Here is a 19987-nt window from a genome sequence, read left to right on the forward strand (position 1 = left end):
GTGCTGTGGTCCTCAGAGCACCGTCCTGGTGATGGACCGCACCCCCACCCACAGGCCCACGCCAGCCGTGACGACGGCGGCCACGGCCCCGAGCAGGACGTCGGTCTCCGCGAAGCGACCGGCGAAGAGTGCACGCTCGGCATCGACGATGTAGGTGAGCGGATTGAACTTCGAGGCCACCTGCATCCACCCCGGGCCCGTCTCCAGCGGCAGCATCATGCCCGAGAGGATCAGCAGCGGGAACAACAACGACTGCTGCACCGCCCAGAAGATCCACTCGGTCTTGCGGGCCGCGATGGCCAGGGCGTAGGACAGCGCACCGACCCCGACGCCGAAGACGCCGAGGATCAGCAACCCGACCGCGATGTGCAGCGGGTACAGCTCGAAGCCGAACGGCCACGCCACGAGGGTGATGATGGCCGCCTGCACCACCAGCGGCGTCAGCTCCTTGAGCGCTCGTCCGATCATGAGGGCAGGCCGCGCGAGGGGAGTCGCCAGGATCCGCTCGAACGCGCCGGTCATGATCTCGAACTGCAGGTTCGCACCGGTCATCGAGGTGCCGAACATCGTGATCATGACCACGACCCCGGGCAGGAAGAACTGCAGCGTCGCGCCCATCCCGACGTCGCCGCCGGCCAGGCCCGCCAGCAGCGGCCCGAAGAGCCCGAGGAAGACCAGGGGCTGGATCAAGGAGAAGATCAGCGAGAACGGGTCCCGCACGATCGTCAGGGTCTCGCGGGTCCAGACCGCTGCGATGTCGCCCGCGAGCGAGCGGCGCACCAGCGGGACCTCGCGGTGCACGACGGTGTCGGTGCTCATGCTTCTGCTCCCGTCTCGACGGCCTCGCGCAGGCTGCGCCCGGTGAGGTTGAGGAAGACGTCGTCCAGCGTGGGCTGGTGCGCGGACGCCTCCAGCACCTCGACGTCGCTCTCGCCGAGGGCACTCAGCACCCGCGGCAGCGCCCGCGTGGCCACCTCCACCCGGAGACCGAGCCGCACCCCGTCGGGCACGCCCTGCTCGGTGAGCTCGGCGCCGAAACCCGCGACGATCGGCCGGACCGACGCCGCGTCCGCGGAGGAGACGACCAGCGATATCCGGTCACCGGCCTGCTTCGTCTTCAGGGCCTGCGCCGTGTCGTCGGCGATGATGCGACCGTGGTCGATGACCACCACGCGCTCCGCCATGGAGTCGGCCTCCTCGAGGTAGTGCGTCGTGAGCACGATCGTCGTGCCGAGCTCGCGCCGCAGGCGGGTGATGTGATCCCAAAGGTTGGCCCGGTTCTGCGGGTCCATGCCGGTGGAGGGTTCGTCGAGGAACAGCAGCGCGGGCTCGTGGATGAGTCCCAGGGCGATGTCCAGGCGCCGTTTCTGGCCACCCGAGAGCGTCTGCACCTTGCGCAGCTCCATGCCCTCGAGGTCGAGCGTGCCCATCAGCTCCTTGCCGCGGCGTGCCGCCTCGGCCTTGCCCAGGCCGTAGAACCGGCCCTGCATGATGAGCTCGTCCCAGACCCGGTAGCTGTGCCCGGCCCCGTCCTTCTGTCCGATGTAGCCGATGCGCCGGCGCACGCCGGCGGGGTCGGCCGTGACGTCGACGCCCGCCACCCGCGCCGTCCCCGAGCTTGGTGGCAGCAGGCTGGTGAGCATGCGCAGCGTCGTCGACTTCCCGGCGCCGTTGGGGCCGAGGAACGCCACCAGCTCTCCCTCGGAGACGTCGAGGTCGATGCCCTTCACCGCCTCGACCGTCTCCTTGCCGGAGGTGAAGCTCCGCGCGAGATCTCGTGTGTGGATCATCCGATCCATCCTTTCCGTACGATGTACCGAGTGAGTACACCATACGGTGTACGGTGTGACAAGACCGAGCGGAAGAGGCCCATGAGCGACGATCTCCCCCCGCCGTTGACCGATCCTTCCGAGTGGGGCACGCCGGAGGGACGGCGCATGATCGAGCTGCTGTGGAACCCGCCGGAGCCGGCGTCCCGCGGGCCGCGCCAGCGGCTCAGCCTCGGCGAGATCGTGCGGACCGCGATGGAGATCGCGGGACGAGAGGGCTACGACGGGTTGTCCATGCGCAAGGTGGCGGCCGAGCTCGGCGTCGGCGCGATGAGCCTGTACACCTATGTCCCCGGTCGCGACGAGCTGTTCGAGCTGATGATCGACCGCGCCTGGTCCGGCCGGGCGTTCCCCGACACCGGCCTGCCCTGGCGCGAGCAGGTGGTCGCACACGCGAGCGAAGCCTGGACGATGTACCAGTCGAACCCGTGGCTGGTGTGGTCCAACCTGTGGCGGATGCCGATGGGGCCGCACGTCCTGGATGCGCAGGAGGACCTGTACCGCGCCGTGACGTTGTCCGGCCTTGCCCCCGGACACGTCGCCAGGGTGACCGGCCTGGTCGAGTCCCACGTCTTCGGCGCGGCCCGCTCGGCCATCGTCGACACGCGGCTCAGCGCCACCACGGGCCAGAGCGCCGACGACTACTGGGACTCTCGCGCGAGCTTCTGGGGGACGTACTACCACCAGGACCGCTTCCCCACCATGACGCGGCTCTGGGAGTCGGGCGCCTTCGACTCCTCCATCGACACCGAGGACGAGATGCGCCACGGACTGGCACTCCTGCTCGACGGCGCCGAGCGCCACCTCGAGCGATCCTGACGCACCGCAGGCATCGGACGGGTCCGGCGGACTGACGCCGTCGCGAACGCGACCACCACGTCGATCGGGTCAGCTGAGCCCGGGCCGTCGACCTCGATGAACCGCGCCCAAAATTTCTGGGCTCACCCCCTATCGTCGCGGCCCCTCGCGTCGTACCGTGGCGGACATCCAGTGCGTATTAAGAAACAGGTTGCATCATGCGCAACATGCAGCAGTACTTGCAGAGCCCCCGACCGAGCCGTCGGCGCGGAGCACGACGCCAGACGCCGGAAGGCCGAGTGGCCGCCGCTGCGCTCGCCGCACTGCTCGACCAGCCGCGGTTCGAGGTGCTGCCCACGGCCGGGGTGGCCGACCTGGTCGCGCAGCACCTGCCCACGGGGCGCACCGTGACCGTGACGGCCTCCCCGACGCGTGGCCTCGAGGCGACCGTGAGGCTCTCCGAGCAGCTCGCCGGCCTGGGATTCGAGGTGGTGCCACACGTCGCGGCGCGGATGGTCACCGACGCGGCCGAGCTCGCGGAGATCGTGGCCCGCCTTCGCGCCGTCGGGGTCGAGGGGATCTTCGTGCCCAGCGGCGACGCAGCACAGGCCGGCAGCTACCCCGACGCGGTGAGCCTGCTGCGCGCCCTCGACGACCTCGGCCGGCCGTTCACCTCGGTCGGCATCACCGCCTACCCCGAGTCGCACCCCACGATCTCCGACGACCTGACCGTCCAGTCGATGTGGGACAAGCACCGGCATGCGACCGAGATGGTCAGCAACATGACCTTCGACCCGCACCTCGTCGAGGACTGGTTGGCGCAGGTGCGCCGTCGCGGCGTGACCCTGCCTCTGTGGCTGGGTCTTCCCGGCCCCGTGGGGACCGCCCAGCTGCTCGGCGTCGCGACCCGGATCGGCGTCGGCGACTCGGCGAGGTTCCTGATCAAGCACCACCGCTCGGTCGCCCGGCTGCTCCGGCCCGACGGCTTCTCGACCGACACCTTCCTCGACCGGCTCGCTCCCGCCCTGGCCCGCGACGAGTCGCGGATCGCCGGCCTGCACCTCTTCACCTTCAACCAGGTCGCGGAGACCGAGTCCTGGCGCAAGCGCCTGCAGGACCGGCTGGCAGAAGGAGGTGTGGACGACCTCTGAGCCCCCTGCCGGCCTCAGGTCGGCGACGACCCACCTTCGCGGCGGCCACCGGCCGGCCACACCCAAGCATTCGCTCGACCCGAGGAGCAAGCCCATGAGCCACAACAACACGTCGGTCGACCAGTCGGATCGACTGGTCCCCATCAATCTTCGTCAGTCCGGCAGGACGCCGGTGGAGATGCTCATCGACACCCGCGTCCGCAAGTCGCCGTACTGGCACCTCTCGGTCGAGGCCGGCTGCTGGAAGGCCTCGGTCTACAACCGCATGTACCACCCCCGCGGCTACGTCCGGCCCGAGGACGGTGGCGCCATGGTGGAGTACGACTCGCTCGTCAACCACGTCACGATGTGGAACGTGGCGGTGGAGCGCCAGATCCAGGTCAAGGGGCCCGAGGCCGCTGCGTTCGTCGACTTCGTGATCACCCGGGACGCCACCAAGATCCCGCCGATGCGTGCCCGCTACGTGATCTTGTGCAACGAGGCCGGCGGGATCCTGAACGACCCCGTGCTGCTGCGGGTCGCCGAGGACGAGTACTGGTTCAGCCTCTCCGACTCCGACCTGATGTTCTGGCTGCAGGGCATCAACATCGGCCGGCGCTTCGACGTCGACATCAACGAGATCGACGTCGCCCCGGTGCAGATCCAGGGCCCCAAGTCCATCGACCTGATGACGGACCTGTTCGGCCCGGAGATCGCCGAGCTTCCCTCCTACGGGCTCTACGCCGGCACCGTCGACGGGTGCGACGTGATCGTCTCGCAGACCGGCTTCTCCGGTGAGAAGGGCTATGAGATCTACCTGCGTGACGCCTCGCTGCACGCGGAGACGCTGTGGTCGGCCGTTCTCGAGGCCGGAAAGCCCCACCAGCTCGCCGTCATCGCCCCCGCGCACCACCGAAGGATCGCAGCCGGCATCCTCTCCTGGGGCCAGGACATGGACCAGGAGACGCTGCCCTTCCAGGTCAACCTCGGCTACCAGGTCCCCCGCACCAAGGAGGCCGACTACGTCGGCAAGGCGGCACTCGAGCAGGCTCGCGCGGCGCTGGAGTCCGGCAACCCGCCCTACACCCACACGCTGGTGGGCATGCGCCTGGGCGGCAAGCCGATCGACGACTACGCACCGGACTTCTGGCTCGTCTCCGAGACCGCGGAGGGCGATCCGATCGGCTACGTCACCTCCCCGTGGTACTCCCCCGAGCTCGAGGGCAACATCGCCATGGGCCACGTGCCGATCGCCGACAGCACCGTCGGGTCCGAGCTGTGGGTCAGGCTTCCCGATGAGTACGCCGACGTGCCGGGCCTCCCTGTGCGGGCCGAGGTCGTCGACATGCCGTTCCGCCCCTCGGTCAACCCCAACCAGCGCGAGCTGCTCCGGGCCCGCGGTCTCGACGCCGCCTCATGACCCTGCCGACGACTGGGCCGACGAGGACCGACGAAGGGGCGTCACGATGACCGACGGCACCACCCTCTCCGACATGGAGCTGGCCGACCAGGTGACGCCATGGCCGATCGCCCGTGTCGCCGGGGAGGCCCTGGGTCTCCCCGAGGAGGCCCTGATCCCCTACGGCCACCACATCGCCAAGGTGGACCGCCGCTGGCTGGCCACGCTCGACGACGCCCCCCGCGGCCGCCTGGTGCTCGTCACCGGCATCTCCCCCACACCGGCCGGCGAGGGGAAGACCACGACCGTGGTGGGCCTCACCGACGGTCTGCGCCATCTCGGGATCCGCGCCGCCGCCGCGCTGCGCGAGCCCAGCATGGGCCCGGTGTTCGGGATGAAGGGTGGTGCCGCGGGCGGTGGTCGGTCGCAGGTGATCCCGATGGTCGACATCAACCTGCACTTCACCGGTGACTTCGCGGCCATCGCCGCCGCCAACAACCTGCTGGCGGCGCTCGTCGACAACCACGTGCACCACGGGAACGCGCTCGGCATCGATCCACGCAGGGTCACCTGGAAGCGCGTGGTCGACATGAACGACCGTGCGCTGCGCGACATCGTCATCGGACTCGGCGGACCGTCCAACGGCGTTCCTCGGGAGGAGGGCTGGGACATCGTCGTGGCGAGCGAGCTGATGGCGATCTTCTGCCTGGCGACCTCGTTGGCCGACCTCAAGGAGCGGATCGGCCGGATCGTCGTGGCACACACCCACGACAAGACCCCGGTGACGGCCGCCGACCTGCAGGCACAGGAGGCCATGACGATCCTGCTCGCCAACGCCCTGCAACCCAACCTGGTGCAGACGCTCGAGCACTCCCCCGTGTTCGTCCACGGCGGACCCTTCGCCAACATCGCGCACGGGTGCAGCTCGGTCCTGGCGACCCGCACCGCTCTGGCGACGGCCGACGTGGTCGTCACCGAGGCCGGCTTCGGCGCAGACCTCGGGGCCGAGAAGTTCATCGACCTCAAGTGCCGCCTGGCCGGCCTGGAGCCGGGCGCGGCCGTCGTCGTGGCGACCGTCAGGGCACTGAAGTACCACGGCGGCGTCCCTGTGGCCGAGGTCCACACCGAGGACCTCGAGGCGGTGCGGGCCGGAGCAGTGAACCTGCAGCGCCACCTGCGGAACCTGCGCGACGTCTTCGGCGTGCCGGCGGTGGTCGCGATCAATCGCTTCCCCCACGACACCGATGCCGAGATCGCCCTGGTCCGCGAGATCGTCCACGCCGAGGACGCCGAGGCGGTCGAGGCCACCCATGCGGTCGATGGTGGTGCCGGTGCCGCCGAGCTCGCACAGGCGGTGCAGAACCTGCTCGACAAGGACGAGGCCGACATCAGGTTCTGCTATCCACAGGATGCGGACATCGTCACGAAGGCCGAGGCCGTCGCCCTGCGGGTCTACCGCGCCGATCGGGTGACCTGGACCGCCGCCGCTCGGCGCCAGCTCGACCAGGTGATCGCGGACGGGTACGGCCACCTCCCGGTGTGCTTCGCCAAGACCCCGTACTCCTTCTCGACCGATCCGTCGGCACTCGGGGCGCCGGAGCACCATGTCGTGGACGTGCGGGAGGTCCGACTCAGGGCCGGCGCCGGCTTCGTGGTGCTGCTCACCGGTGACGTGATGACGATGCCCGGGCTCCCGAGGACGCCGGCGAGCACCACGATGTCGATCGATGACGACGGACGGATCAGCGGCCTGTCCTGAGCCCGCGCACCAGGGGTGCATCCTGACCCGGCAACACCGGGCGACCTCGCCCGACCTACCGAGATGTTGCGCAATGCGCATTCCGAACTGCAATGCGCAACAGTTTGCTACGGTGTTCCGGTGACCAACACAGTGGAGCAGGACCGCGACACCGCCCTCGTGCAGTCCGTGGACCGCGCGATCACGATACTGGAGATCCTCGCCCGGGACGGCGAGGCCGGCGTGACCGACGTGGCGGGCGAGCTGGGCGTGCACAAGAGCACCGCCTTCCGGCTGCTCGGGACCCTTGAGCACCGGGGCGTGGTGGAGCAGAGCGACGAGCGAGGCAAGTACCGGCTGGGCGTCGGACTGATCCGGATGGCCGGCACGACCGCGGCGCGCATCGACATCGTCCAGGCGGCCCGCCCCATCGCCAAGCAGCTGGCGGCGGACACCGGCGAGACGGTGAACATCGCGATCCTGGTGGACTCCTCGGCGCTGTACCTCGACCAGATCGCCGGCGCGGCGGCCCTGCAGCCGCACAACTGGGTCGGCCGGCGGATCCCGCTGCACGCCACGAGCAACGGCAAGGTGCTCGCCGCCGCGCTCGAGCCGGACGAGGTCGACGGGCTGCTGCCCCGCCTCACGGCCTACACCGAGCGCACCATCACCCACCGCAGCACGCTGCACCGCGAGCTGGCCGACGTCCGGGAGCGGGGCTTCGCCGTCGCCGTGGACGAGCTCGAGGAGGGCATGACGGCGCTGGCGGCACCCGTCCTGGACGCACACGGCGAGGTCGTGGCCTCGCTCAGCGTCACCGGCTCGAGCTTTCGCCTCGACGCCGAGGCTCTCGACACGGCCGCCGGCCGAGTCGTCCGGGCCGCGGACGAGGTGTCCGCGGCGCTCGGCTGGATCGAGATGACGGCCTGAGCCGTCCTCGAGAGCCGGCAGCGCCCCCTGACCGCACGCTGATCCAGAGCACGCACGACGGGCCATTGACAGCGACACGGTCCGCACCGGAGAGTGGTGCGTGTCTCGAATAGCGCGATCCGATGCGTATCGCGCAACACATGTCAGCATGCTCGGAGGTCACCATGGCAGTGCCGGAGTCAGCCCAGGTCGTCGTGATCGGAGCAGGGATCGTCGGGAACAGCCTGGTGCACCACCTCGCCCGGCTCGGCTGGCATGACATCGTCCTCATCGACAAGGGGCCGCTGCCCAACCCCGGAGGCTCCACCGGACACGCCTCCAACTTCATCTTCCCGGTCGATCACTCCCGGGAGATCACCGACCTGACGCTGGACTCGGTCCGCCAGTACACCGAGCTCGGGGTCTTCACCCGATCCGGCGGCTTCGAGGTGGCACGCACCGAGGAGCGCATGGAGGAGCTGCGCCGGCGGATGTCGAGCGCCCGCGCCTGGGGCATCGAGTCCGAGCTGGTGACGCCCGAGCAGGTGAAGGAGCGGGTCCCCTTCATCGAGACGGACGAGCTGGTCGGTGGATTCTGGACACCGTCGGTCGGCGTGGTCGACTCACTGCGCGCGGGCACCCTGATGAGAGAGGCGGCGGTGGAGTCCGGGGCGCTCACCGTCGCGCCGAACGTCGAGGTCCTGGAGGTGCTCGTCGAGGGCGGCGCCATCCGCGGCCTGCGGACCGATCGTGGTGACATCGCCTGCGACACCGTCGTCGTCGCGTGCGGCGTCTGGAGCCCTCGTATCGCGGCCATGGCCGGCGCGACGATCCCCCTCACCCCCGCCGTCCACCAGATGATCAGCGTGGGGCCGATCCCGCAGCTCGCCGAGACCGACGGGGAGATCTCCTTCCCGATCGTCCGGGACATGGACACGCTCTGCTACGAGCGCCAGCACGGGGCCGACATGGAGGTGGGCTCCTACGCGCATCGCGCGATCCTGCACGAGCCCGAGGAGATCCCCTCGATCGACCAGGCCAAGCTCAGCCCGACCGAGATGCCTTTCACCGCCGACGACTTCGACCCCCAGCTCGAGTCGGCGCTGGAGCTGATGCCGGACGCCCTCGGGGCGGAGGGAGCCGAGATCCGCTACGCCATCAACGGCCTGCTGTCGTTGACACCGGACGGTGCACCCGTCCTCGGTGAGACTCCCGAGGTCCGCGGGCTGTGGTCGGCGGCCGCCGTGTGGATCAAGGAGGGGCCGGGTGTCGGCCGCGCGGTCGCGGAGCAGATGACCCACGGCTGGTCCGAGATCGACATCCACCACAGCGACATCGCCCGGTTCCACCCGCACCAGCGGACCCGCGCCCACGTGCGCGCGCGCACGTCGGAGGCCTTCATCAAGACCTACGGGATCGTGCACCCCGGAGAGCAGTGGGAGTCCGATCGCCACAAGCGACTGGCCCCGATGCACCGTCAGCAGCAGGAGCAGGGTGCGCAGTTCTTCGAGGCCGCGGGGTGGGAGCGTCCACAGTGGTACGGCTGCAACGAGTCGCTGCTCGCCGAGTACGGCGACGCCGTGATGCCCCGTGAGAACGAGTGGGACGCTCGATGGTGGAGCCCGATCATCAACGCCGAGCACCTGGCGATGCGCGAGCGGGCCGGCATCATCGACCTCTCGGCGTTCACGATCTTCGACGTCGTCGGCCCCGAGGCGCTCGCGGCCGTGCAGCGGACGGTCGTCGTCCAGGCCGACGTCGCTCCTGGCCGGGTGATCTACACGCCGGTGCTCGACGCCAGTGGTCGGTTCCGCTCGGACCTGACGGTGATGCGACTGGCCGACGACCGGTTCCGGGTGGTGACCGGTGGGGCGCACGGCATGGCCGACCTGAAGTGGTTCGTCGACCAGGCCCGGGGGCTCGCCGCCGGCGTCGTCGACCAGACGACCGCCCTCACCACGATCGGGCTCTGGGGCCCGCGGGCCCGCGACGTGCTGGGCGAGCTGACCGACGACGACATCAGCGCCACCGGCTTCGGCTTCGGCCGGTTTCGCAGGATCGAGGTCGGCAGCCTGGACGTGCTGGCCTCGCGCATCTCCTACGTCGGGGAGCTGGGCTGGGAGCTCTACGTCCCGATGGAGCAGGGTGCCGCGCTGTGGCGGGTGCTCCACGAGGCCGGCGGTCGGCACGGCGCCGTCCCGGTCGGCATCGGGGTCTACGCGACGACGGGCCGCCTGGAGAAGGGCTACCGGGCCTTCGGCTTCGAGCTCGACGGGGAACGGACCGTCGTCGAGGCCGGGATGCAACGCCCGCGGGTCAAGGAGGCGGACTTCACGGGCCGTGATGCCTACGTGGCACAGCGCGAGACGCCCCCGGCCCGGCTCATGTGCACGCTGGCCGTGGACGACCACACGTCGGCGTCGGGGGTGCGCCGCTACATGCTCGGGGGCGAGCCGGTCCTCGCCCGGGACGGCAGCGTCCTGACCGATGCGGACGGGCACCATCCCTACGTGACCACCGCCGGGTCCGCTCCCAGTCTCGGCCGGCACCTGCTGATGGCGTACCTGCCGATCGAGCAGGCGGTTGTCGGAGCGGAGCTGGCCGTCTCCTACATGGAGGAGCTCTACCCCGTGACGGTGCTCAGCACCGACACGACCGCGCCGTTCGACCCCGACAACGACCGGGTGCGCTCATGACGCGGGTGCTGGTCGCGATCAAGCGCGTCGTCGACGCCTCTGGCGAGCTGCTGCTCACCGATGACGCCCAGGGCCTGGACGGGCGGTACGCCGGCCACGCGATAAGCAACCACGACGCGTGCGCGGTGGAGCTCGGCATCCGCGTGGCCGAGGACTCAGGCGGCACGGTCACGATCGTCACGGTGGGAGCGTCGGAGTCCGTCGAGCAGGTCCGCGGCGCGCTCGCCCTGGGTGCCCATGCCGGGATCCTCGTCGAGGCCGACCCGGCGACGCTGGGCCCAGCAGACGTCGCGGCCGAGCTCGCCGCCGTCGTGGCCGCCGCCGAGGCCGACGGAGCCCCGTACCACCTCGTGCTGGCCGGGAACGACGCCGCCGACACCGGCGACTTCCAGGTCCCGGTGCGCCTCGCCTACGCGACCCGCCGGCCCATCGTCACGGGCGCAGGTGCCCTCACGGTCGAGGAGGGGGTCGTCGTCGCCACTGTCAACGGCCCCGGTGGCGAGGAGACGTACGAGGTCCCCGTGCCGGCAGTGGTGTCGATCCTGGAGGGCGGGGCCGCACCTCGCTACCCGAGCCTGAAGGGCCGGATGACGGCCCGCAAGATCGAGGTGGACGTGCGGAAGCCGGTCACGACGTTCCACGGCAGCGACCGCGTCCAGTGGCACCTGCCGGCTCCCCCGCCGAGCTCGACCGAGCTGCTCGGCGAGGGCCCGGAGGCGGCCGTGGCCGTCGTCGAGACGCTGCGACGCCTGGAGGTCCTGCGATGATCCTGGTGCTCTGCGAGATCGATCCCCTGACGGGAGACGTGGACGAGGTCTCCTTGGAGACGCTCGCCCTGGCGCGGGCACTCCCCCACTCCGGGGACGGCATCACCGCCGTCGTGATCGGTGACGTCGCCGACCACGACGCCACGGCCGGGACGCTCGGGCGCCACGGGGTGAGCGAGGTCCGCAACCCGGCAGGGGACGCATTCTCCGCCTTCGGCGGCGCCAGCTGGGCAGCCGGCCTCCAGACCGTCCAGGAGGAGACCGGCGCCACGACCGTGCTGGCCGGTGGCACCGCACGCGGAAACGAGGTGCTGGCTCACGTCGCCGCGCGACTCGGTGTCCCCATGGCGGCCAACGTGGTCTCTGTCGCCGAGGGGTCACCCTTCACCGTGCGTCGACAGGTGGCCGGCGGAGCCGCCCTGGAGGAGATGCAGCTGACGGCCCGACCGGCAGTGCTCACCGTCGCCGGGCACGCCTGGCAGGCCGAGCCGGCTGCGGACGCCGACCGTGGCCCGGCACCCTGGGTGACGTCGACGCCCGAGCTGGCTCCTGCCGACCTGGTCGCCCGCGTGGTGAGGACCAGCGAGCCGGAGCCCGACGACTCCCGAGCACTGACCTCGGCCCGCGTCGTCGTCGGGGCGGGCCGCGGCGCCGGCGGACCGGACGGCTTCGGGCCGGTGACCGAGCTGGCCGAGCAGCTGGGCGGAGCGGTCGGCGTGACCCGTGTCGTCACCAGCCTGGGATGGCGGCCGCACCACGAGCAGGTCGGCCAGACCGGCAGTCGGATCGCCCCCGAGGTCTATCTCGCCTGTGGCATCAGCGGGGCGATCCAGCACTGGGCCGGCTGCGCCTCGTCGAGAACCATCATCGCGATCAACACCGACCCGGAGGCACCGATGATGACGCGCGCGACCTACGCGGTGGTGGGCGACATGCACGAGGTGGTCCCGGCGATCACCGAAGAGCTCCGCAAGCCCCGGTGAGCGCGGACGGGTACCGGGAGCCCGCCCCAGGGCGCGCGCGTGTCGGGGCCGGTCATCCCCCCCGAGATGACCGGCCCCGACATGGCGCGCGTCGGATGATCCCCCCGAGATGATCCGACCCCGCCGAGGCGGTGTCTCGCGCTGAACCTGACATTACCCCAAGAACTAGTCCTTTGGTACTAGTCGACGCTAGTTCTTTCGGAAGTTCACATGGCCGTCACGTGCCAGGAAGGTCCTCGCGACCGTCGTAGGCCGCGAGGATGAGGTCCGCCGCCGTGGCCGCGGGCATCTCCCCGGCCAGGACCGCTTCCCGGACCTCGGCACGGACCCGGGCGACCCGCTCGTCGGTGCGCAGGCGCTGGTCGAGCTCGTCGCGCACGAGGGCCCAGGTGAACTCCAGCTGCTGCGTGGCGCGCTTCTCCTGCAGACCCCGCGACCCGAGGAACTCGCGGTGGCGGATGACGCGGTTCCAGACCCGGTCGATGCCCACGGACTCCAGCGCCGAGGCCGTCACGACCGGCGGCACCCACCCCTGCGTCCCGGCGTGCACGAGCCTCAGCGCCCCGGCCAGCTCCTTGGCGGTGGCCTCGGCCTCCTGGGCACGTTCGCCGTCGGCCTTGTTGACGCACAGGACGTCGGCGATCTCCAGGATGCCCTTCTTGATGCCCTGCAGCTGGTCCCCAGTACGGGCGATGGTGAGGAACAGGAAGGTGTCGACCATCCCCGCCACCGTGATCTCGGACTGGCCGACCCCCACGGTCTCGACGAGGACCACGTCGTGCCCGGCGGCCTCCAGGACCGTCATGGCCTGGGAGGTCGCCCGCGCCACGCCCCCGAGCGTTCCCGCGCTCGGCGAGGGGCGGATGTAGGCCTGCGGGCTCACCGCCAGGGTCGACATGCGGGTCTTGTCACCCAGCACCGAGCCGCCCGTGCGGACGCTCGAGGGGTCCACCGCCAGGACGCCCACTCGCTTTCCCTGCTCGACCAGGTGGGCACCGAGCGCCTCGATGAACGTGGACTTCCCGACGCCGGGCACGCCGGAGATGCCGACCCGGACCGACCCTCCGGCGTGCGGCGTGAGCTCGGCCAGCAGCTCGCGTGCCTGGGCCCGGTGGTCGCTGCGGCTGGACTCCACCAACGTGATGGCGCGCGAGAACGCAGCCCGACGTCCAGCGAGGACGTCGGCCGCCAGCGAGGGGACGTCGATGGCCGGCATGCCTACGACTGCTGGCGCGTGCGCAGGGAGTCCAGCAGACTCAGCGCCGAGTCGGCGATGACGGTGCCCGGCAGGAACACCTCGGCGGCGCCCATCTCCTTGAGCGTCGAGACGTCGTCGGGCGGGATGACGCCGCCCATGACGACCATGATGTCCTCGCCGCCCTGCTCCGCCAGCGCCGTCTTCAGCTCCGGCAGGAGGCTGAGGTGACCGGCCGCGAGGCTCGAGACGCCGATGATGTGGACGTCGGCGTCGATGGCCTGCTGGGCGACCTCGCCGGGCGTGGAGAAGAGCGGGCCCACGTCGACGTCGAAGCCCATGTCGGCGAAGGCCGTCACGATGACCTTCTGGCCGCGGTCGTGCCCGTCCTGGCCCATCTTGGCCACCAGGATCCGTGGACGGCGGCCCTCGGACCTCTCGAACTCGGCCGTCGCCTCGACGACCTTGTCGATGTTGCCGCCTTGTCCTGCTTCCGTGCGGTACACACCGGAGATCGTACGGATCACCGCTTGGTGGCGTCCGTAGACCTTCTCCAGCGCCGTCGAGATCTCCCCCACCGTGGCCTTGGCGCGGGCAGCGTCGACGGCCAGGGCGAGCAGGTTGCCCTCCAGCGTGCCGTCGCGCCCGGCGCCCTTCTCGGCGCTGCGGGTGAGCGCGTCGAGAGCCGTCTGCACCGCGTCGTCGTCGCGCTCCGCACGCAGCTTCTCCAGCTTGGCCACCTGCTGCTCGTACACCGAGGCGTTGTCGACCTTGAGCACGTCGAGCGGCTCCTCGTCGGCCAGCCGGTAGGTGTTGATGCCGATGACGGCCTGCTGGCCGGAGTCGATGCGGGCCTGGGTGCGGGCGGCGGCCTCCTCGATGCGCATCTTGGGGATGCCCGCCTCGATCGCCTTGGCCATGCCGCCAGCCTTCTCGACCTCCTGGATGTGCGCCCAGGCCCGATCGGCGAGGTCGCGGGTCAGCTTCTCCACGTAGTAGGAGCCGCCCCAGGGGTCGATGATGTCCCTGGTGCCGGACTCCTGCTGCAGCACCAGCTGGGTGTTGCGGGCGATCCGGGCGCTGAAGTCCGTCGGCAGCGCGATCGCCTCGTCCAGGGCGTTGGTGTGCAGGCTCTGGGTGTGGCCCTGGGTGGCAGCCATGGCCTCGATGCAGGTGCGCTGCACGTTGTTGAAGACGTCCTGGGCCGTGAGCGACCAGCCTGACGTCTGGCTGTGGGTGCGCAGCGACGTGGACTTGGGGTTCTTCGGGTCGAAGTCGCTCACCAGGCGCGCCCAGAGGGCACGCGCGGCCCGCATCTTGGCGACCTCCATGAAGAAGTTCATCCCGATCGCCCAGAAGAAGCTGAGGCGAGGGGCGAAGGCATCGATGTCGAGACCCACGTCGAGACCAGCGCGCAGGTACTCGACCCCGTCGGCGAGGGTGTAGGCCAGCTCGAGGTCGTTCGTCGCCCCGGCCTCCTGGATGTGGTACCCGGAGATGGAGATGGAGTTGAACCGCGGCATCTTCTCGGCCGTGTAGGCGAAGATGTCGGAGATGATCCGCATCGACGGTGCCGGCGGATAGATGTAGGTGTTGCGGACCATGAACTCCTTGAGGATGTCGTTCTGGATGGTCCCCGAGAGCTGCTCCGGCTTCACCCCCTGCTCCTCGGCCGCGACGATGTAGAGCGCGAGGACCGGCAGGACCGCCCCGTTCATCGTCATCGAGACGCTCATCTCGTCCAGCGGGATGCCGTCGAAGAGCTGGCGGGCGTCGTAGATGGAGTCGATCGCGACCCCGGCCATGCCGACGTCGCCCTTCACCCGCGGGTGGTCGGAGTCATAGCCCCGGTGCGTCGCGAGGTCGAAGGCCACCGAGAGGCCCTTCTGGCCGGCACGCAGGTTGCGTCGGTAGAAGGCGTTGGACTCCTCGGCGGTGGAGAAGCCCGCGTACTGGCGGATGGTCCACGGCTGGGTGGAGTACATCGCGGGGTAGGGGCCGCGCAGGAACGGTGTGAGGCCCGGGTAGGTGTCCAGTGCGTCGAGCCCGTCGAGGTCGTCGGCGGTGTAGAGGTTCTTGACCGCGATGCCCTCGGGCGCGTCCCACGGCTCCGCACCCCGGGTGGCGCTCTCGAACGCCGCAGGGTCGGGATTCGGCGGCTCGTCGGGGTCCAGCGGCAGACCGGCGAAGCTGCTCGGGATGCTGCTCATGTCGCGAGCTCCTCTCGGGTGCGGCGCAGGAAGGCCAGGGCGTCCAGGCCCGCGGCGGCCCAGTCATCGATGGCACCGCCGTCGACCGGTGCATCCACCGTCTCGGGCTTGCCGGCCACGACGACGCGGCGCGCTCCGGCCTCACGGAGTGCGGCGACGAGCTCGGCCCCCCACTGCGCGTACAGGGCGTCCGGACCGCTCAGGCAGACCACGGTGGGAGCGCCCGCCTCCCGGTAGGCCGCCACGACGTCGTCGACGCCCTCCGACGTCCCGGCCAGCACGGTGTCGATGCCGCCGGCGGCGAGCAGGTTGGCCATGAAGGTGGCTCGGGCGGTGTGCTGCGCGACCGTCCCCATCGTGGCCAGGAACACCGGCGTCGTGGCGGGCTTGTCGCGCATCTGCTCGAACTCGGCGGCGTAGCGCCGGACGGGCAGCTCGCGGCCGTAGGGGCGGCGCTCGGGCACGTCCTCGTACAGGTCGGGGAACTCCGAGACGCCCGTGAGCGGGCGCTGGCGGCAAGCGATGGCCAGGGCACGCTCGGAGGCCGTGGCCTCGACGCGCCCGCGCAGCGCCGCGAGGCCGGCGTCCAGGCCCCCGGCGTCGTCGAGCTCGCCGAACAGGCCCCACGCGGCCCGTGCCGTGTCGTCGGTCAGCCGCTCCACGGCGTGCGCGCCACCGGCCGGATCGAGCACCCGTGCCACGTGGGACTCGCTGACGAGCAGGCCGGAGGTGTTGCGGGCGATGCGCCGACTGAACGCCTCGGGCAGCCCGAGCGGCTCGTCGAACGGGAGCACCGTGACGCTCGTGGCCCCGCCCACGCCGGCGGCGAAGGCTGCGATCGTGGTGCGGAGCATGTTGGCGTAGGGATCGTAGGAGGCCATCATCGGCCGGGAGGTCACGACGTGCTGGCGCATCGCCCGCTGTGACTCCGAGACGCCGCTGAGCTCCAGCATCCGGGCCCAGAGCCGTCGGGCCGCGCGCAGCTTGGCGATCGTCGGGAACTGCTCGTCCGTGGCCGCGAGCCGCACGTCGAGCTGGTCGGCCGCTTCGTCCACGCCGAGACCGGCCTCGGTGAGCCGGCGCAGGTAGGTGGCTCCGGCCAGCAGCACGTAGGCCAGCTCCTGGCCGTCGGAGCCCCCGGCGTCATGGATGGCGGTGCCGTCGACGACGATTCCGCGCACGCCTCGGGGCTGGGCCAGACGTGCCACCTCGACGGCCCGGGCGAGGTCAGGGTCGCCGACGGAGCGGACGGCGGCGCCGATCGGGTCGGCGCCGTAGCTGGTGCCCGGGGCCGGCTCCACGCCCCGGTCCTGCAGCACCGCGTCGAGCGCCTCGGCCGCGCCGAGCGGGTCGTCCGGGGAGTCCAGCACCACGGGGGCGAGATCGAGCAGCACGGGCTCGAGCACCTGCGCGAGCCCGTCCGCGGGCACGGCGCCTTCCCCCACGCTGATCCACAGCGAGTTGACGCCGTTCTCGATGTCGGTCACGACGTGCTCGGCGGTCCGGACGACGTCCGGGTCGGTGAACCACGCGCGGACGTCCCACCCCTCGAGCTCGCGGGTCGCGAAGGCACCGCGGGTGAAGGGGGCCTGGCCCGGCAGGCCTGCGTGGGCGACATCGGTGGTGAGGTCCGGCGTGCCGAGCGGGCTGACACCGATCCCGTCCAGAGTCGTGGTGGTCAGCAGGCCCCACACGTCGGAGTCGGGATCATCGTCGCCGAGCTTCTTGGTCTTGCGCAGGACGGCGGCGGCGGCCTTCTCCCACTCGGCGAGCTCGTGATCGAAGCCTTCGGCGAGGGGGACGGCGACCGTCGCCTCCGGGCCCACGCCGGAGCCGGAGTCGGATGCCATAGGGGGCATCGTAGGCCCGCTCACGCATGAGCGGCCACCAATAGGGGCCACGGGGTGAGCCACGTCTCACGGCGCCCGACGGGGGCCTGCAGCAGGACATGGGCGTCAAACCGAAGGCTTCCGACGTCCCGTCACTGGTCGATGCCCGCCGTGGAGCCTGTGAAGAGCCCATGCTCCGGACGACGCCGAGACCGAGGACATCGCGCAGCAGGCCAGGCTGCGCTCGTCACGCCCCGGCACCGACGTCCACGAGGCGGCACCGGTCGGGGCGCGGTCGAGCCCCGGGCCCCGGGCCCGGAGGCTCCGCCGCGACGTCGGCGGTGGCAGCGCGTCTAGGAGCCGGTCTCGGTGGACCGGTCAGAGCGGTGACCGAGTGCGTCCATCGCCGCGTCGATGATGTGCGGGCGCCATTCCCGCGTGCGGTCACGGGCCGCAGCCGTCAGGGCCGCGTGGTGCGCACCGGTCGCGGCGACCAGCAGGCGGACCCGTCGCGCGTCGGCGGCGCTGCCGGAGTCGATCCCCAACAGACCAGCCAGAGCCTCGCCCGCCTGGCGTAGCTCCGCCGCGGTGTCGTCCGAGTCTTCGTCGCTGAAGACTGCGTGCAGGAACGCCCAGGTGCCTGGCCGCTCGTAGGTCGCGTCCACCAGCGCCGCAATGATGACGCGGTCCCGTTCGGTCCCTTCCACGATCGAGGAGACGTCTGCGACGAGCGCCAGCGTGCTTTCCGCCGCCGTGCGCACGGCGGCCAGGTAGATGGCCTCCTTGCTGGTGAACCGGTGCAGGAGCCCGGCCTTTGAGTAGCCGACAGCGTCAGCGACCTGCTGCAGCGACGTGTGCCGGTAGCCGTGACGGGCGAACAGGGCAGACGCGCGGTCGACGATCTCCGCGTCGGATTCTTCTCGCGTCTGACGGGGCATGGCAGAACCGTAACAACTCCGGTCTGACCGATATGGTAGATTCTGGACCGAATCGGTCAGACCCCCATCACCCCCTCGGTTCCGCCGACCCACCGAAGCGAGTCACGTGCACGCTCTTCAGAAGTCCCTCCAGATCATCCGCGCCGACCTCGGCACCTACCTGGTCGTGAACGTCTTCACCTACGGACTGCTCATCGCCGGCATGGTGGCGGGCCTCGTCCTCTCCGACCCGGATCCCACGACAGCACTGGACGGACCTGCCGGAGGCGTGGCGTTCTCGGTGCTCGACAACGTGGTGCTGCTCGCGCTCTTGATCCTGGTGGTCAACGGGATCGGCGTGTCAGTGCTGGCGATTGTCCTTCCCTCGATGGTCGTCCCTTTCCTCGGCCTGCCCCTCTTCGGCTACATGATGTTCAACATCGGCATGCAGCTCGCGCCCGTCGACGAGACGATGGCCTGGATCCTGCTGCCACACAGCCCGACCCTCCTGATCGAGCTCCAGGCCTACGTGCTCGTGATCCTCGGTGCCGTCCGGCTCGGCCGGTTCTGGCTGCGCCCGGCTGCGGCCGGGGCGACCACCCGTCGCCAGGCGTATGGGGTCGGGCTGCGTCAGCTCGGCCGACTGGGCGTTCCCGCGCTGCTGCTGTTCATCATCGGCGCGGTCTACGAAGCTTTCGAGATCATCTACCTGATCCCGCTGGTGCTGCCCAACTGATTCGTGGCGCCGGTCGGTGGGCGGGGCCGTCGGAGACCAGACTCGGTCTGGAAGGGCCCTCAGACGGCACTGAGCCCACCGCCGTCTCAGCCGGCCTCGTCGGGGGTGAGCAACCTGACCAGGTGATCCATCGCCTGCGCCTGGGCCGGGTTCAGTCGGCTGTCCTGGGACAGGTCCGGCCAGCGATCGTCAGCTCGAGCGAGCGCTCGGCCGGTGGGCGTTCGCTCCAGTCGCGACGCCATCGGTTCGAGCACGACTGCCATCCGGGTCGCGACCTGTTGGATCTCTGAGGACGGGGCGTCTGCGGGAAGACGATCGAAGTGTTCCGAGGCAGCGATGAGCTCGGCGTCACCCATCAAGGGACGCAGGGCGTCGGCGAGGTCGCTGAGAGCCTGCCGATTCAGGTTCTCGGCACCGACGACTCGTGCGATCAGCAGCAGCGCGTCCTGGTCCATCTCGCCGAGAACGCCCGCGGAACGGTCCGACGGGCCGAGAGAGACCAGCTCGGCGAGACCCTCCGGGATGTCGGCGCGCTCCCCCGTCCGGCGCAGACGCGCGATCTGGCGACGTTGCTCCTGGAGGCGTTCGATCGCGGCGAGGAGCTGGCGGTCGATCTCATCGAGGACGTCGTGGTCCGGGGTGGTCTCGAGCATCTCCTCGACCTGGTGCAACGGGATGCCGAGGTCGGTGAGGCGGCGAATGCGCAGCAACCTGGCGATGGTGGCCAGGTCGTAGGCGCGGTAGCCGTTGGCCCGGCGAACCGGTTCGGGCAGGATGCCGATCTGGTGGTAGTGCCGAAGGGTCCGCACGGTGACCCCTGCGAGCTCGGCCACGTCCTGGCTGCGCATCGT

The 19987-nt window shown here is 70.6% G+C and carries 16 protein-coding genes; 9 read left to right on the forward strand and 7 right to left on the reverse strand.

Translation table 11 applies throughout. From position 1 onward, the window contains the following. Positions 1–12: 12 nt before the first annotated feature. Together ACHAAC_RS12695 and ACHAAC_RS12700 are read right to left on the reverse strand one after the other, a co-directional pair. Entirely contained in the window at positions 13–819 is an 807-nt protein-coding gene (locus ACHAAC_RS12695; RefSeq protein ID WP_435716625.1) for an ABC transporter permease, read from the reverse strand. Next, a complete protein-coding gene (locus tag ACHAAC_RS12700) occupies positions 816–1790 on the reverse strand; it encodes an ATP-binding cassette domain-containing protein (protein WP_435716626.1) in 975 nt (324 codons plus the stop codon). The genes ACHAAC_RS12695 and ACHAAC_RS12700 overlap by 4 nt, the downstream gene beginning before the upstream one ends. 81 nt (positions 1791–1871) lie before the next feature. On the opposite strand from ACHAAC_RS12700, the gene ACHAAC_RS12705 reads away from it, so the two are divergent. From ACHAAC_RS12705 to ACHAAC_RS12740, 8 genes are all read left to right on the forward strand, one after another. Next, positions 1872–2648, forward strand: coding sequence for a TetR/AcrR family transcriptional regulator (locus ACHAAC_RS12705; RefSeq protein WP_435716627.1), 777 nt, complete (start codon positions 1872–1874; stop codon positions 2646–2648). A gap of 197 nt (positions 2649–2845) precedes the next feature. Beyond that, positions 2846–3778: a methylenetetrahydrofolate reductase gene (locus tag ACHAAC_RS12710; protein ID WP_435716629.1), complete on the forward strand. Its 933-nt coding sequence runs from the start codon at positions 2846–2848 to the stop codon at positions 3776–3778. Positions 3779–3872: 94 nt separating this feature from the next. Continuing rightward, positions 3873–5177 carry a glycine cleavage T C-terminal barrel domain-containing protein gene (locus tag ACHAAC_RS12715; RefSeq protein WP_435716631.1) on the forward strand — a complete coding sequence of 435 codons (1305 nt, stop codon included), beginning with the start codon at positions 3873–3875 and terminating at the stop codon, positions 5175–5177. Positions 5178–5223: 46 nt separating this feature from the next. Then, on the forward strand, positions 5224–6915 hold the full coding sequence (locus ACHAAC_RS12720; RefSeq protein ID WP_435716633.1) for a formate--tetrahydrofolate ligase: 1692 nt from the start codon (positions 5224–5226) through the stop codon (positions 6913–6915). Between the two features lie 120 nt (positions 6916–7035). Next, complete coding sequence (locus ACHAAC_RS12725) at positions 7036–7824, forward strand: IclR family transcriptional regulator (RefSeq protein WP_435716634.1); 789 nt, start codon at positions 7036–7038, stop codon at positions 7822–7824. Positions 7825–7988: 164 nt separating this feature from the next. Further along, positions 7989–10499 carry a GcvT family protein gene (locus ACHAAC_RS12730; protein WP_435716635.1) on the forward strand — a complete coding sequence of 837 codons (2511 nt, stop codon included), beginning with the start codon at positions 7989–7991 and terminating at the stop codon, positions 10497–10499. Further along, positions 10496–11266 carry an electron transfer flavoprotein subunit beta/FixA family protein gene (locus ACHAAC_RS12735; protein ID WP_435716636.1) on the forward strand — a complete coding sequence of 257 codons (771 nt, stop codon included), beginning with the start codon at positions 10496–10498 and terminating at the stop codon, positions 11264–11266. The genes ACHAAC_RS12730 and ACHAAC_RS12735 overlap by 4 nt, the downstream gene beginning before the upstream one ends. Beyond that, positions 11263–12249 carry an electron transfer flavoprotein subunit alpha/FixB family protein gene (locus tag ACHAAC_RS12740; protein ID WP_435716638.1) on the forward strand — a complete coding sequence of 329 codons (987 nt, stop codon included), beginning with the start codon at positions 11263–11265 and terminating at the stop codon, positions 12247–12249. The genes ACHAAC_RS12735 and ACHAAC_RS12740 overlap by 4 nt, the downstream gene beginning before the upstream one ends. A gap of 217 nt (positions 12250–12466) precedes the next feature. On the opposite strand, the gene meaB is transcribed toward ACHAAC_RS12740, so the two are convergent. The 4 genes from meaB to ACHAAC_RS12760 form a co-directional block, all read right to left on the reverse strand. After that, on the reverse strand, positions 12467–13465 hold the full coding sequence (meaB, locus tag ACHAAC_RS12745) for a methylmalonyl Co-A mutase-associated GTPase MeaB (RefSeq protein WP_435716639.1): 999 nt from the start codon (positions 13463–13465) through the stop codon (positions 12467–12469). A gap of 2 nt (positions 13466–13467) precedes the next feature. After that, positions 13468–15654, reverse strand: a complete 2187-nt coding sequence (gene scpA, locus ACHAAC_RS12750; RefSeq protein WP_435716641.1) for a methylmalonyl-CoA mutase — start codon at positions 15652–15654, stop codon at positions 13468–13470. Next, on the reverse strand, positions 15651–17504 hold the full coding sequence (locus ACHAAC_RS12755; RefSeq protein WP_435716643.1) for a methylmalonyl-CoA mutase family protein: 1854 nt from the start codon (positions 17502–17504) through the stop codon (positions 15651–15653). The genes scpA and ACHAAC_RS12755 overlap by 4 nt, the downstream gene beginning before the upstream one ends. A gap of 332 nt (positions 17505–17836) precedes the next feature. After that, positions 17837–18421, reverse strand: coding sequence for a TetR/AcrR family transcriptional regulator (locus tag ACHAAC_RS12760; protein ID WP_435716645.1), 585 nt, complete (start codon positions 18419–18421; stop codon positions 17837–17839). 106 nt (positions 18422–18527) lie between these two features. Between ACHAAC_RS12760 and ACHAAC_RS12765 the strand changes: the two genes are divergently transcribed. Continuing rightward, a complete protein-coding gene (locus tag ACHAAC_RS12765) occupies positions 18528–19136 on the forward strand; it encodes a stage II sporulation protein M (protein WP_435716646.1) in 609 nt (202 codons plus the stop codon). 86 nt (positions 19137–19222) lie between these two features. On the opposite strand, the gene ACHAAC_RS12770 is transcribed toward ACHAAC_RS12765, so the two are convergent. Next, on the reverse strand, positions 19223–19984 hold the full coding sequence (locus tag ACHAAC_RS12770) for a MerR family transcriptional regulator (protein WP_435716647.1): 762 nt from the start codon (positions 19982–19984) through the stop codon (positions 19223–19225). Positions 19985–19987: the final 3 nt, after the last annotated feature.

The sequence above is a fragment of the Aeromicrobium sp. CF4.19 genome (assembly GCF_051262555.1).
In the GTDB taxonomy this organism is placed as follows: domain Bacteria; phylum Actinomycetota; class Actinomycetes; order Propionibacteriales; family Nocardioidaceae; genus Aeromicrobium.

Bases quoted from the DNA above. Each gene is read 5' to 3' on its own strand.
- ACHAAC_RS12715 (WP_435716631.1), top strand. From the start codon at position 3,873: ATGAGCCACAACAACACGTCGGTCGACCAGTCGGATCGACTGGTCCCC.
- ACHAAC_RS12710 (WP_435716629.1), top strand. From the start codon at position 2,846: ATGCGCAACATGCAGCAGTACTTGCAGAGCCCCCGACCGAGCCGTCGG.
- ACHAAC_RS12740 (WP_435716638.1), top strand. From the start codon at position 11,263: ATGATCCTGGTGCTCTGCGAGATCGATCCCCTGACGGGAGACGTGGAC.
- ACHAAC_RS12730 (WP_435716635.1), top strand. From the start codon at position 7,989: ATGGCAGTGCCGGAGTCAGCCCAGGTCGTCGTGATCGGAGCAGGGATC.
- ACHAAC_RS12720 (WP_435716633.1), top strand. From the start codon at position 5,224: ATGACCGACGGCACCACCCTCTCCGACATGGAGCTGGCCGACCAGGTG.
- ACHAAC_RS12770 (WP_435716647.1), bottom strand. From the start codon at position 19,984: ATGCGCAGCCAGGACGTGGCCGAGCTCGCAGGGGTCACCGTGCGGACC.
- ACHAAC_RS12735 (WP_435716636.1), top strand. From the start codon at position 10,496: ATGACGCGGGTGCTGGTCGCGATCAAGCGCGTCGTCGACGCCTCTGGC.
- scpA (WP_435716641.1), bottom strand. From the start codon at position 15,654: ATGAGCAGCATCCCGAGCAGCTTCGCCGGTCTGCCGCTGGACCCCGAC.
- ACHAAC_RS12705 (WP_435716627.1), top strand. From the start codon at position 1,872: ATGAGCGACGATCTCCCCCCGCCGTTGACCGATCCTTCCGAGTGGGGC.
- ACHAAC_RS12760 (WP_435716645.1), bottom strand. From the start codon at position 18,421: ATGCCCCGTCAGACGCGAGAAGAATCCGACGCGGAGATCGTCGACCGC.
- meaB (WP_435716639.1), bottom strand. From the start codon at position 13,465: ATGCCGGCCATCGACGTCCCCTCGCTGGCGGCCGACGTCCTCGCTGGA.
- ACHAAC_RS12700 (WP_435716626.1), bottom strand. From the start codon at position 1,790: ATGATCCACACACGAGATCTCGCGCGGAGCTTCACCTCCGGCAAGGAG.
- ACHAAC_RS12695 (WP_435716625.1), bottom strand. From the start codon at position 819: ATGAGCACCGACACCGTCGTGCACCGCGAGGTCCCGCTGGTGCGCCGC.
- ACHAAC_RS12755 (WP_435716643.1), bottom strand. From the start codon at position 17,504: ATGGCATCCGACTCCGGCTCCGGCGTGGGCCCGGAGGCGACGGTCGCC.